9 protein-coding genes and 2 pseudogenes are annotated in these 13,562 nt (G+C 53.0%); 8 read left to right on the top strand and 3 right to left on the bottom strand.

Annotation, left to right across the window (positions count from 1 at the left end):
* Together BY998_RS20155 and BY998_RS20150 are read left to right on the top strand one after the other, a co-directional pair.
* The coding region (locus BY998_RS20155) for a PDZ domain-containing protein (RefSeq protein ID WP_146221819.1) at positions 1-216 on the top strand (216 nt) is incomplete at its 5' end.
* Between the two features lie 559 nt (positions 217-775).
* Positions 776-1,135, top strand: coding sequence for an acid-activated periplasmic chaperone HdeA (locus BY998_RS20150; RefSeq protein ID WP_110353486.1), 360 nt, complete (start codon positions 776-778; stop codon positions 1,133-1,135).
* Between the two features lie 728 nt (positions 1,136-1,863).
* Here the strand turns inward: BY998_RS20150 and BY998_RS20140 are convergent.
* Positions 1,864-1,982: pseudogene (locus BY998_RS20140) on the bottom strand (IS630 family transposase); the annotation flags it as partial.
* A 1,021-nt stretch (positions 1,983-3,003) separates the two neighbouring features.
* On the opposite strand from BY998_RS20140, the gene BY998_RS20135 reads away from it, so the two are divergent.
* The 4 genes from BY998_RS20135 (at position 3,004) to BY998_RS20120 (ending at position 9,836) form a co-directional block, all read left to right on the top strand.
* Positions 3,004-6,327, top strand: coding sequence for a metallophosphoesterase (locus BY998_RS20135; RefSeq protein ID WP_146221818.1), 3,324 nt, complete (start codon positions 3,004-3,006; stop codon positions 6,325-6,327).
* A gap of 293 nt (positions 6,328-6,620) precedes the next feature.
* Positions 6,621-7,178 (top strand): recombinase family protein, encoded by a 558-nt coding sequence (locus BY998_RS20130; RefSeq protein ID WP_110353485.1) that lies wholly within the window; start codon positions 6,621-6,623, stop codon positions 7,176-7,178.
* 124 nt (positions 7,179-7,302) lie between these two features.
* Positions 7,303-7,860: a dihydrofolate reductase family protein gene (locus BY998_RS20125; protein ID WP_110353484.1), complete on the top strand. Its 558-nt coding sequence runs from the start codon at positions 7,303-7,305 to the stop codon at positions 7,858-7,860.
* A gap of 263 nt (positions 7,861-8,123) precedes the next feature.
* Positions 8,124-9,836 (top strand): AIPR family protein, encoded by a 1,713-nt coding sequence (locus BY998_RS20120; RefSeq protein ID WP_110353483.1) that lies wholly within the window; start codon positions 8,124-8,126, stop codon positions 9,834-9,836.
* 229 nt (positions 9,837-10,065) lie between these two features.
* Here BY998_RS20120 and BY998_RS20115 read toward each other — a convergent pair.
* Both BY998_RS20115 and BY998_RS24065 read right to left on the bottom strand, forming a co-directional pair.
* Positions 10,066-10,326 (bottom strand): annotated as a pseudogene (locus BY998_RS20115) (S24 family peptidase); the annotation flags it as partial.
* A 218-nt stretch (positions 10,327-10,544) separates the two neighbouring features.
* Positions 10,545-11,279, bottom strand: coding sequence for a hypothetical protein (locus BY998_RS24065; protein ID WP_146221817.1), 735 nt, complete (start codon positions 11,277-11,279; stop codon positions 10,545-10,547).
* Between the two features lie 382 nt (positions 11,280-11,661).
* Here BY998_RS24065 and BY998_RS20110 point away from each other — a divergent pair, with 382 nt between their 5' ends.
* Both BY998_RS20110 and BY998_RS20105 read left to right on the top strand, forming a co-directional pair.
* Positions 11,662-13,191 (top strand): ADP-ribosylglycohydrolase family protein, encoded by a 1,530-nt coding sequence (locus tag BY998_RS20110; RefSeq protein WP_110353481.1) that lies wholly within the window; start codon positions 11,662-11,664, stop codon positions 13,189-13,191.
* Entirely contained in the window at positions 13,188-13,556 is a 369-nt protein-coding gene (locus tag BY998_RS20105; protein ID WP_110353480.1) for a hypothetical protein, read from the top strand. Before BY998_RS20110 ends, BY998_RS20105 begins: the two co-directional genes overlap by 4 nt.
* Positions 13,557-13,562: the final 6 nt, after the last annotated feature.

Genomic DNA, 13,562 nt, shown 5'->3' with positions numbered 1-13,562 from the left:
ATGGATGTCGACCCGACCGGGCCGGCGGCCTCCAAGGGCATCTCCCAGGGCGACGTGATCCTGGATGTCGGCGGCACCAGCGTCTCGAAGCCCTCCGAGGTGCAGGCGCAGATCCGCGCCGCCGAATCGAACGGCCGCAAGGCCGTGCTGATGCGGGTGAAGAGCGTCAGGGGCCAGACCCGCTTCGTCGCCGTCCCCCTTACCAAGGAGGGCTGATCCACTCTGGACCGTCCTGCTCCCTGTTCGACGGCGTCCGCCTCGATGCCTGCAACGCTGCGGGCGAGCGGAAGCGTACCGTGCCGGTCCGGACCAGTATACCGATGGTCACGAGACGCTCAGGGCGACAACGCGTGGCTATCCCGCGTTCGCGCGCGATCGGTGATTTGATCGCTCCTGCCCTGCAATCCGGCGCATTTCGTATCTTTTAAGTTGCAAACAGCCGGAACCACCCTGAGCGACGACCGTTCACGCTATAGTTGAGACATCGGTTCTCGACAGCAGGCTCGTCCCGGGAAGCCCTTCAGACGAGCGGCCTCTTCGCATCTTCGTATTCGGCTCGATTGACCCTGCTGATTTGGTTTCCGAGACTCAATCAAACGAACAAGTCGATCGTCAGAGCGCGTCCAATCATAAGTCATCATCATTTGATGTCGGCGCGACCGGCGATTTTCCCATCGCACTGAGATCTGTCGGCCGGCCGGATCGCCGGACTTCGGCATTCTGGAGTTCGACGAAATGCTGTCGATCGCATTAAGCGAAGGCAAAGGAGCTCATCATGCACACCAGATCCCTGAAGACTTACCTGCTGGCAGCCATTGCAATCGTCTTATCCGCCGGCATCGCTCAAGCCGAAACCTCCAGCGGGCAGAGCGCCGATAAGAATCAAGCGAAGTTGGCGAGCAAGCCGCTCGAAAAAGTCACCTGCGAGGAGTTCAACGGGTTCGAAGACACGTTCAAACCAAAAGTCGTCGCATGGGCCGCTGGGTACAAACAGGGCCAGAAGAAGCCCGATGTGGTGGCGATTGATATTGCTGGTGTCGAGAAGGTCACTCCCTTGATCGCCGAAGAGTGCAGGAAGGCGCCGGACGCTTCCTTGTGGTCGAAGATCGATGGGGAACTGAAGAAGATATTCTGATACCGATATTCCCGCATCACCGAGTTGCCCTGATGAATAGACGTTGAGACAGCACTCAACCGTTAATCGTTCGGCAGGACTCGGCCGATAGACCAGCCTTATCCCTCCTACTGCTGGTTGATCGCTGATTTCAGGGACGGACATCGTTTCGTTCGATACTCAAATCCCTCTCGTCCAGACAACCGGACCGTAAAATCTCGAACAGGGCCGGTTGAGAGGGTACAAATGGGACCAGAGGAGCCGAAGATGAAGCGCGGCTCGAACGAGTCTGAGTCCGTATTTTCAGCGCTGTCTGAAGCGCCGCACACGTTGGCAAGCGCGATGGAAGTTCGCCCATGATGAAACGATTGATCATCCTTACTGCGATGCTTGCGGCCAGCACGGTTGCGCTCGCACAACCATTCCCGCCGCCTCCTCCGCTCGGTCCCCCGCCGCCACCGCCGCCAGGCTTTCCCCCGCCGCCGCCGCTAGAATTGCCGCGTCCTCCTCCGCTGGAGCTCCTGACACCACCACTCCCACCCCCACCTCCGCCGCCGCCTCCACGCTCGTAAATGTTGGTGATTAAAGAAGGAGCTTGCTCGTAGGCAGATTTACTTGGACAAATTTGGCTAGGTTACGCCATATCCAGCTGCGGCGCGATCCGCTCGACACTCAGCCCTATCGAAGCGATAAAGGCGGAGCCGAATGATGTCTCAGATTTCGGCAATGATCCGCGCCACCGCACTGCCCAGCAGAGCTTTCAGCTTGGCGAAGATTTGCTCGATCGGGTTGAAATCGGGGCTGTAAGGCGGGCGGTCGCGATGGCCTCGCGCATACCCGTCACCTTGTGACGCAGGTTGTCGACGATGTGGAAGGCCAGTGTGACACGTGTGACAGCCACCTGAGCCATAAGATGGGCCAGGAGCATCTTGATCCGTGATGACTCAGCTCGGCTGCTTCGCTTCGTTCGTGTACCCCGAGCTTCATAGCGCCTCAGGAGGTCACCAAGGGTTTGCCCCTCAGCGGCTTTGTTGCCTGCTAGAGATGGCATCGGTTGATGTCGTGCTCCTGCGCTCGGCCCCAGGAGACGGCTTCAGCCTTGGTGGGGAATGAACTAGAGAGCGGGGGGATCCCTCACACCTGACTCGAACCTGCCAGGAGCATCCACGCCTACGAACGGTCGCCATACGTCGCGCATTTGCTGTGACAGCAGCGTGACAGACGGACCTTTTGGGAGACTAAGGGGTAAACCCTTAAGCCCAAATCTGCCTTTAGAGGCAGTAGGTTGACTTGGCGCACCCGACACGATTCGAACGTGTGACCTTTGCCTTCGGAGGGACGCTAGATCAAGCTTACTCGAAGGGTAGGCAACCATCCTGCTCCACAATCGCGTTTATGATCAGCGAGATACAGGGCAATCTTACGTGAAAGGTGCCAACTGATCAATCCTTCAATCGATCGGACCGCGCCGCTTGACCGAACGATTGTGACGCTTCGTGACAACGCCAGGCGACACGTCGGCTGGCGCAAAGAGGACTCGAAACATCATTTTACTATTGCTTAAAAATAAGGCTGATCTGTTGAACTGTATTGTGAGAATTCTGTGTATCTCTCAAGCGAACGTAGCGCGCGGTCTCCAACTGCGAAATAAACTACGATATGCTTGCCGCGCCCGGAAACAGGTTCTAATCGCTGAAACGACTATTGGCAGCAGATTGTACGCACACTTGATTTGGATAACACTATATCTAGAAAATTCCACTTTTTGCTGTAAACGACTATCGCGCCCTTATGAGATTGACGTCCTGTTATGCATCCGCTTTGATGTTGCTCCTGAAACAACACGTGCCTGAACGCCGTTCGAGAATTGCAGCCAAAAAGGATAGAAAGTGCAAGAGTTTGAAACAACTTTTATGCACATTACAGACTTGCATGTTGGCATGAAAGATCAAGGGTGGCTTTGGCCCGAATTGAAGCACCACCTCTTTGACGATTTGCGCAAACAAAAGTCGCGAACAAGCAAGATAGATTTCGTCATTTTCTCAGGAGATTTAGTTCAGAAAGGCTCTGTTGAGGAGTTTGAGAAACTCGACGTGATAATTTCTGAAATATGGTCGACCTTCCGGGAGCTGGGGTGCAACCCAACCCTAATCCACATCCCCGGAAACCATGACCTTGTTCGCCCGGATATTGATGACCCAAGTTTTTTGGCTCTGAGTAGTTGGTGGGAAAAAGAAGGAGTGCGGGACAACTTTTTTGCAGGCAAATACAATTATCAGCATTCGATAAGAACGATATTTAATAATTACACGAACTGGGCTGATCGCCTCTCAAAACAAGGTGTCATACCCGTTCCATCTGAATTGAGTGGAATATTTCCTGGTGACAAATCGTGTGTTTTAGAGATTAACAATGCTCGCGTCGGAATTGTCGGCCTCAACTCAACGTGGTTGCAGTTCCTTCCTGGCAATCAGCATGGCAAGCTATGTGTTGATACGAGACAGCTCCAGGCTGTCACTCGTAACGATGCGCGCAAGTGGTGCGTAGCGAATGACATCAATATTATCACCACACACCATCCGCTCGATTGGCTCCACAAGCACAGCCAATCAAGTTGGATAAGTGATATCTGCCCTGATGGTCGGTTTGACGTTCACTTATACGGGCACATGCACGAAAGTGACTTCAGCTCTAAAGCAAGCTTTGGGTCCGCACAGCGTGTTTCGCTACAAGGCTCCTCCTTGTTTGGCTTGGAATACATAGAAAATAATCATGCCAAGCGATACAATGGGTATTCCATATGCCAGTTTTCGCAGATCGAGGGGCGACGGAAGCTCAAAATTTGGCCGCGAGCTCTCAGACAACTAGGATCGGGCGAGTATGCTCTCGGCCCTGATGGAGCATTCAAGCTTGAAGAAGACAACAGCGTCTTAGCATTTGACCGTGAGAGTGTCGATCGCGATGTAAAAAAAAAGACCCTCGAGGAGCTAGGTAAATCTCCTGCATTAAGGGGGGCGCAAGCCCTATCGACACAATCGATATTAGCTAAATTTAAATATTTTCTTCCAAAATCTAACGCTCACTCATCTATCCGGACTCTCGAGCTGGAAGAGGTTCAGAGAAGGCTCAACTCAAACCGCTTCTGTTGGATTGTATCCGAATGGGGAATGGCGGGAGATGAGTTTCTACATCAAGTCTTAGCTACAGGGGGACAGGATCCTACATCTTGTTTTAGGCTCGATGCCTCAGACTATCGCGGGAGAGGAACTTTCCTAGAAGACATTCGAGAGAGATACGAAGTCAGTTTTGAGAAGTTATGCGACGCTTTAGAAGAGCACGGCTCGAGCTGTCTCTTGATTGATGATATCCCAGTAAATACGCAGCAAACATTCGGCGAGCAATCAATAGAAGCCGAATTTGAGGATATTATTTCGATCGCCTTGCAATACTGTCCTAACATCGTCGTAATTCTGAGGTGTGATACGGCGTCATCTTTGGTCGGCGATAAAGTGGTTCGACTTAAAAATCTCGATGAAGCCGATCTTATGGTATATGTTTCATCATTCGGTGACCTCTATGCCGAAAACTGCAATGAAAATTCGATACGCAAATTGCACCAACTGACAGATGGTGTCCCGCTTGAAGTCGATACGGCGCTGAAAAGTCTATCGATCGTGCCATTAACACAGCTGATCGGCATGAGCAGTGACATTCTGCTTCAAAATGCTTCGGGCAAACTAACTGCTACCCCAAAATCATTTCGTAAGTCCCTTGAGTTCCTACGCAACAAATCCGAGGGCGATTCAAACAGTGAACTCGAACTTCTGAAGGTTCTTGCGATATTTCCAAAGGGTGAGCAGCTTGTAAGGATAAGGCGGTTTCGTCTCAATAAAAACTTCTACATCTCGCATGCGTCGGAACTACAGCGTCTTGGACTCATAGATACGATGACAAGCCGATCCGCCGACTTAGGCTCCTCCCAGGAAGCGACGCGGACCTTGTTTGCTCCTAAAATGATACGGGATGAAATTATCTCGTCGATGAATTCTAAAGAACTACAGTTATTGAATCGGCGAGCTGCAACTCTATATTTTGGGGACGAATGGGAAAGCGGTATTTTCAAACCGCCGCCGACCTATGATTTTGATAACCCCCATTGCGAAAACGCCGATATCATCAACGCAAATCTAATCATTACAAGATTGCTTTTGGACGCGATGGAGTTTGGCGGCGAACGTGAGCTCAACGCGTCACTCGGACTAGCGATCACTTATAGTCATGCTCTAATGCGTGGCGATCACTTTGGCGGTGTTGTAACCTTCCTTGATGATTTCCTAAGGATGGCACCCGAAGCGAGTGCAGATGGACGTCGCGCGCAGCTCGAGTTGCTGCTTGCCCGCGGACTTCGAATGATCGGAGCACATGATCGCTCCATCAAGATCATAGAACGAATCGATTTTCAAGATCTGACAAATAACAATAAACAGCATGCCTTGTTGAACCTGATGCTTGCGTATGAAAAAGTGGGTGATCACGACGCTGTTCAAAAGCTATGTTCGGACTTGGTTTCTATCAATCGGAATAACTCGCTGGCGTGGCAGGCTAGAAGTATACTTTTACGCTTGCAGGATGCATCCGCTGAGCGGGCCAAGAAGTTGCGCACATTGGAGTCACATTGCCGCCGAAACGGAGCTCGAAGTGTCGCAAATGAGATTGCTCTTATACGCGTTAATGAAGATGATCTAAATGTCGATCAGATTGCCGCTATACTTGCTCCTGTCATCTCTAGCACTTCTGATAAAGACGACTTTTATGTCAGACTGCGCGCTCTTGTCAGGATTGCCCGAATATCCCTCGACGAAAAGAACATGCTTGATACTATAGAGCTTTCTAGTATTGTCATGGCATACCACTTCTCGTTCAACGAGAGGCTGGGATCTTTGTTTGATCAATGCCACAGCCTTCTATGGCGACACTTCGAGCATAAACAAGATTACGATAATCTATTAACACTCTTCCGCCACAGTTCTCTCTACTGGCGACTTCGCGGGCGGACGGACCAAGAGGAGAAATATTTGACGGAGCCGATCAGTCGCGCGATTGTTAGCACAGAACGTCAGGGTCTAACGAGACGTAAGGAGATAGACTATTTCAATATGAGGATCAAAGAAGTGGTTGCATCGAAGACATCAGGTCTGATCGAACAAACATGATGTGGCGAATATGAACACTCAAATGTCCTTACCTGAGACACTTCTGGGTAAACCCATATGGTGCAGCAGCCTGAGACAGTTGGGAATTGTTGCCGATGCAGCTCCGCCTCGGCTTCGTGCGGACAGTTGAAGCGTCAGGATCATGCTGCCGACGCTCTGATCCATACCATCAGGGCGAACCGTAAGGTGACGTAACATCCTCGCCGATCCTCCCTAAGCGCGGGCGTAACATCAGGCTTGTCGATCTCTGAATGTTACGGCATAGTCACCGGGTCTAGAGCTTGGAGTGACATTTGGCGAGGATCGGCTACGCACGGTGCAGTTCGGAGGATCAGTCACTCGACATCCAGATTGAACGGCTCAAGGCTGAGGGATGTCAGCCGATCCGTTCAGAAAAGGTATCTGGTGCCTCACGGGATGGTCGCACGGAACTGGCGGCAATCCTCGACTTCATCCGTGAGGGGGACGAACTGATCGTGGTCCGCGCTGACAGGCTCGGCCGTGACACGCGCGACGTTCTCAACATCGTCCACGAACTTGACCAGCGGGGCGCTTATCTAACGGTCCTTGATCCGCACGTTTCAACCCGTGGCGAGAGCGGACGCATTGTGCTGACTGTGCTCGGGATGGTGAGCCAGATGGAGCGCCGGTTCATCCTCGAACGTCAGCGGGAGGGTATCCAGGCGGCAAAGGCGAAGGGTGTCTACAAGGGTGGGACACGGCGGCTGGATCGCGAGAAGGTGTTGGCGATGAAGGCTGAGGGTCATGGGCCAGCTGCTATTGCTAAGGCGCTCGGTTGTTCGCGGATGCAGGTTTACCGGATCATCGGCTCGGGGACAGAAGCAGCCTAATCTTGCCCGCGTAGTCGCGCTACCGCCCGCAGAAGTGTCGGGGTTCCCCACCTCGGCGGAAGCGCGACATCAACCGCCCGTGATGGGCCTACGCATCGTCCATCGAGTGGGTTAGCCTCCCCGCATGGGACTATTGACCTTCAGCATCAACGTCACCTTGGACGGTTGCGTCGACCACCGGGAGGGTATGGCCGATGACGAGACGCACGCCTTCTTCACCCGCCTCATGGACGATAACGAGGCGATGCTTTGGGGTCGCGTCACCTATGAAATGATGGAGAGCTACTGGCCGCGAGTCGCCCGCGGCGACGTGGAAGCGCCGCCGTCGATACGTGATTGGGCGGTCAAGCTGGAGGTCAAGCCGAAGTATGTAGTGTCGGCGACGCGAGCGGTATTCCCGTGGACCAACAGCCACCACATCGCCGATGATTTGCGCACGAGCGTACAGGGACTCAAGGACGCAACTCCGAGAGGCGTGCTCCTCGGTAGCGGCAAGCTCGCGACTGAGCTGGACCAGTTGGACCTTATCGACGAGTATCAATTCCTCGTACATCCGAGGATCGCCGGCCGCGGACCGACCCTCTACCAGGGCGGGCTGCTCAACACTCGACGGCTCGAACTAGTGTCGGTCACGCCGCTTCGCTGCGGCGCGGTCGCAATCCGCTATCGACGCGAACACTAAATACACAGCAGCCTAGATGAGTTTGAGTCGGAGCCGTCTGCTTTCTACCCCGAACAGTCTTTCGGCTAAATGGATATACATGGAAAGACATCTTTCATCTCAGATCCCGATGCGCCAGTCTCGTCTCTCGGTGCTACTTATAGGGCCCACTTATTAGAGGTGGAGAACGATTGACGCTTCATCCGCCGCCGAGTGATTTCTGGGAGAATTCCTCGCAGCCTTCTGATAGGGTCACATAAGCATTGAGCTTTCCGGAGCGAAGCATGGACCCGGTAACAAATTCTCTTTTGAAAGATTTTGTAACAAGCCAGCAGATCGGCTCGAAGGACGAAGCGACGCAGTTCGAGCATTTCGTCAACTACGTTGTACTCTTTGATTTATTTACAGAGGAGTTCGACGTTGAAGCTATCGCCACGGGAGCTGGAGAGTTCGGCATCGACGGCATTTCGATTATTGTCAACGACACAATGGTAGAAGATGAAGAGCAGCTCGACGATCTCGCCGAAAACGCGAATGCTCTATCTGTGCAGTTCGTATTCACGCAGGCAAAGACCTCAAAGAGCTTCGACGCAGGGGATCTTTCCAAATTTTTGATTGCCGTAAATGATTTCTTTAGCGACAGCTTAGCTCTAGTCCAAAATGAAAGAGTTCAGACGCAGCATAAGATAAAATCAAAGTTATACCAGTACGCGGCGAAATTTGTTCGAGGCCTTCCGCATCTGCTATTATTTTATGCAACAACAGGAAGTTGGCAGAATGATGCAAACTTGATGGCTATTCGGGACGCCTATCTCAAAACCTTCGAGTCTAAGCATATATTCGATAAAATTGAGTTTTCGCCCATAGACGGATCTCGGCTTCAGAAGTTGTACTTTCAAACCAAAAACGCAATCAAAGTCGGCGTGCAATTTCCAAGCAATATCGCGCTACCACCGATCGTCGGCGTTCGTGAGGCATACATCGGCGTATTGTCTGCGTTAGAGTACTTAAAACTCATAACAGACGAGCATGGCACGGTACGTAGGAGGCTTTTTTTCGATAACATAAGAGATTTTCAGGGCGAAACAGGCGTAAACAAATCCATAGCTGACACCATTGCCTCTAGCCGACGCATTGAGTTTCCGTTGAGAAATAACGGGATTACCATTGTTTCTCGAAACCTCCAGCGGGTCGGCAATGAATTTCAAATAGAAGATTTCCAGATTGTAAATGGCTGCCAAACAAGTCACGTAATCGCGAGCAAATGGCAGGCAGACTATGTAGATATGCTTATTCCTGTGAAAATTATAGTCACTGAAGACGAAGAGGTTACGAAGAACGTAATTATTGCCTCGAATTCGCAAAATGATGTTGATCAAGACAGTTTTTGGGCGCTGGACCCGATACACAAAAAAATAGAGATATACCTTGAGAGCAAAACGGGGGATGGAGTTCTTTTCTATGAGCGGCGTCCGGGTCAGTACAACGCGGTTCCGAATGTAGAGAAGGTTCGCGTCGTTACGAAGGACGCCTTGCTCAAAAATTTTGCCTCAATTTTCGTAGAAGAGCCTAACCAAGTTGGGCGCTACTACAAGGATCTCATTCCGCGGATTGGCAAAGACATATTCAATGCGCACCACGAGGTGAATGCCTACTATACGGCAGCATATGTGGCTTTTCGCTTAGAATGGCTCTTTAGAAACAAAAAATTGGACTCTACCTACAAGCCCTTTAGGTTTCAATTAGGCATGGCAGCTCGTCTGCTGATCGAGCGAAGTCACGGCCTGGACCCGAAGAAAAAGCTTTCGAAGTTAAACTGCGACACTATCGATAAAATTATGCTCGATCCCGAGGCGAGCTTGTTGGTCTTCGAACGCGCTGTGGCGTCAGTAGATGAGGCTATCAGGCAACTTGGATCACAAGTTGGTCTTGACCGTCGTACTGCCAAAATGAGAGACATGCGCGACATGCTTCGGACAGTTCTTGCCTCAACGTAAGTTTGTGCTGCAAGGTCTTAAGGACGGGCATAGGTCTTTGGCGGCAAATTGAAAGATTCGCTTCACCGCCGCTTCCGACCTCGAGCGGTCCTTTACAGTGATCAGGGTTCGATCTCAGCGCCCCGTTCCTCGATAGCATCGCACTATTCTTTCAACTCCCCTCCCTCAATGTACCGTGGGGAGTTCTTCGATGTGCGTCGTATAGCTTGGCTGTGATTCGATGTCCCTACCGTCCGAATACCTTGAACGAGCATTCGCCATCGATATCAGCCACAACGACGTCACCGTTTGCGGGTGTGAGGGAACGATCCACCACCGCAAGATCACCGTCGAACAGCCGGGCGAGGATCATCGAACCACCGGCGACACGCATGAGGAATGTCGCCGGAAGGTTCGCGATCAGTAGCCGTTGTAGGTCGATCTCGTCCTCGATGAAGTCGTCAGCCGGAGACGGAAAACCCGCTTGAGCGGGCCTCGCCAGGACTTGCATCGACACAGGATGGATGATGATGGGTACGGCGGTATGGAGCATCGACGGCCACCTTTAGTGATTCAGAACATATCGGGAATACTCCCGGCGCCTAACGTCTAGGATCGCGAACTGTGGATAACTCAAGTGTTGGTTCAAGGTGCGCTACGTCTGTCGTTGGCCTCCCCTGGGAGATGCTTGTTCCCCTCAACGTTCCAACAGCATCACTTTATGTGAGGTCAAGAACGCCTGAGCTTCTTGAATGACAGCGGGCATAGTTTCTCAAATTGATCTTGTATCGAAGGTCCGCCGGTTGCTGTCACCGAGCCGATATCCTCTCGACGAGAATTCAAGATGCTAGCTGATCCCGTGCTCGTCACGCTCACGACTGTGTATCTTCCGCCGAAATGCGGGATAATCGTTCGTGAAGCACAGTTAGCTTTGGATACATATGACTTCGATCCCTCTTCCGCCATGGCGCTATCAATACACTTCTTCAATGCCTTCGGTTTCAGTCCGTCGCCGTTCGTGGAGTTACGTTGACAGGATTCCTCGGCGTCCGCTCGGGTCACCTTTCCTGTCATCATCGCGTTCGTTGTGTCTGGATCGGTAAGGCTGACGATTGTCGCACTATAACCGTGGCTTGACAGGCTGAATGAACCCGCTTCGAAGGATGTCGGAGCCTTCGTCGATGCGTCGCCCCTCGACGAACTTGTCTTCCCGTTATCACAGCGCACGTAGATGACGGCCGCCTGCTTTCCTTCCTTCCAAATGATACGATCGGGTGAGACGATATCAACGCTAACGGTGCTCTTGAACCGCTCACCTTCTGAGGTGCAGGTGTTTCGGAAGGTCAGCCGCGATCCAGTTCGATTGATTGAAGAGGCCGAACAGTAGCTTTCTACTGACCCGTTCTGACCGTTCGCCTTGATATGAAGTCGCTCATCATAGTCAGGCAAGGCTTGCTTGCACATATTGCGATCCCAAGCCCATATACCAACTATGGAAGCAATTTCGGAGGGCCGTGCTTGAACTGTACACGCCAAAGATAAGCAGGCGACTGCAGCCGTGGCGGCAGTGATGGTCGGTAGGCTCATTGGAATCGAAGTTGCCATTGATATGATTGCGCGACAGAATAATCGTTACCAGAGGCCAGGGTCCGAGGCATTAGCTTCCGGCCTACGTGGATGTGGAGCGGCTAGAGCGTCGAAGCTGCGATATCGTCGCGGCCTATTCTAGAGTTAACGGAAGCTCGCATCGGTAATTGCATAATTAATTGCCAGTCTGTATGCCCAAAAGACAACCATTGAATAATACCTGTTCATGGGATAGATGGGTGGCAGGAGCAGCCATACTATGCCAGAGGATACCTACCATACTTTTCAAACTGTTTCCGGTCGCCACAGTCAGCCGAAACGACGAACAAGCCTGACGCATCCGCTTGAGATCGCGACGCTCCCGGCTGGTGATGGCCTCGGTGCAATTGCTGTTACGTTCTGTCCCGGTAAGATTCAGACGGACGGCGCCACAGGCTCCTGGAACCGCGATCTGGCGACGGACATCAGGGCGATCTCTGATTGGGGCGCGACAACACTAGTCACGCTGATCGAGAGTCACGAGATCGAGGCCCTACAGGTTCGTGGGCTTGAGGCCGAATGCCAGCGTCACGGGATCGATTGGCTCCACCTGCCGATTCCCGATGTTTCAACCCCTACGCAGACGTTCGAGACTGCATGGGTGACGGTCGGCGAAGGGCTTCGGTCACGCCTTCGGAACGGCTTCAACGTCCTCGTTCACTGTAAGGGCGGTCTAGGACGTGCCGGGACCATAGCGGCAAAGCTCCTAGTCGAGCTTGGTGCCGATCCTGAGGATGCCATCAAAAGGGTCCGTGAGGCTCGTCCCGGCGCTATCGAGACCGTCGAGCAGGAACGCCACGTCCACGGTATCCGGCCAATCCCCGAACGCCAGCCCTCGGCAACACTGGACGCGATTCGGGACCGTGCGCTTGGTGCCCTCGTAGGCTTGGCCGTGGGTGACGCTATCGGGACCACGGTAGAGTTTCGCTCACGCGGCAGCTTCGATCCCATCACGGACATGATAGGCGGCGGCCCCTTCAACCTCAGGCCAGGTGTATGGACCGACGATACCTCGATGGCCTTGTGCCTCGCGGACAGCCTGATCGCGTGCGGTGGCCTGGATGAACGCGACTTGCTCCAACGCTTCTGCCGATGGTTCAGGGAAGGCGAGAACTCTGTCACGGGTCGCTGCTTCGATATCGGCAACGTGACCGCGACCGCCCTCACCCACTTCGAACAAACCGGCGACGTTCACGCTGGCCCGACGGATAGGATGACGGCCGGCAATGGGAGCCTGATGCGCCTGTCACCGGTCGCTGTCCGTTATTGGAACGATTCCGACGGCTTGAGGAACGCAGCAAGACGGCAAAGCTACACGACCCATGGCGCTCAAGAGGCCGTAGACGCCAGTGAAGCGTTCTCGGCGATCCTGGCCTCGGCGATTCAGGGAAGGCCGCTCACGGACGTTCTAGGCGCATCCTACGGCCATGCTCTCTGTAATGGTGTGCAGGCGATCAACCAGGGATCGTGGAAGGGTAAGCACCGGGACGACATTCAGTCCTCAGGCTACGTCCTCCACTCCCTCGAAGCAGCCCTATGGTGCATCGGATCGTCGGGAAGCTTCTCGGAAGCGGTCCTAAAGGCGGTGAACCTAGGGGACGATAGCGACACCACTGCCGCGATTGTTGGCCAGCTTGCCGGTGCCTTCTACGGTCTCTCAGGCATTCCCGAACGATGGCGGAAGCGTCTCGCCTGGAATGATCGGATCGAGGGCTTAGCGGATCGTCTGTTCACGGCGAGCTTGCGATGAGTGACGATCCCTTCATCCCCTATGCCGTCATCGAAACCGCGAACTGGCCGCCCACGTCGGTGATGACGATATGGGCGATAGGGGCAGCGAACCTGAAACGCATCGATCTCGACCTGTCACAGCCGGAAGATACGTTCATCGATCAGGCATTAGCGGGATTACAGGCCAAGCTTGATCGATACGGCGGGAAGGAACTTCCATCGTTCGGCCGTCCGATTTCAATTGTCATCAACCTCGAGCCGAACAGGGGAATTCGGATTGGTCTCGATGGCACTATTCTAGACAAGCTGGACTGGACGATGACCATAGGATCAGCGTCTATGTCAGCTAAGAACAAGAAGGTAAGTCTGGAACTTAACAAGTAGTGCAGC

It is taken from the genome of Methylobacterium sp. B4 (assembly GCF_003201865.1).
Taxonomy (GTDB): Bacteria; Pseudomonadota; Alphaproteobacteria; order Rhizobiales; family Beijerinckiaceae; genus Methylobacterium.
This window is presented reverse-complemented; position numbering and strand designations above follow the sequence as displayed.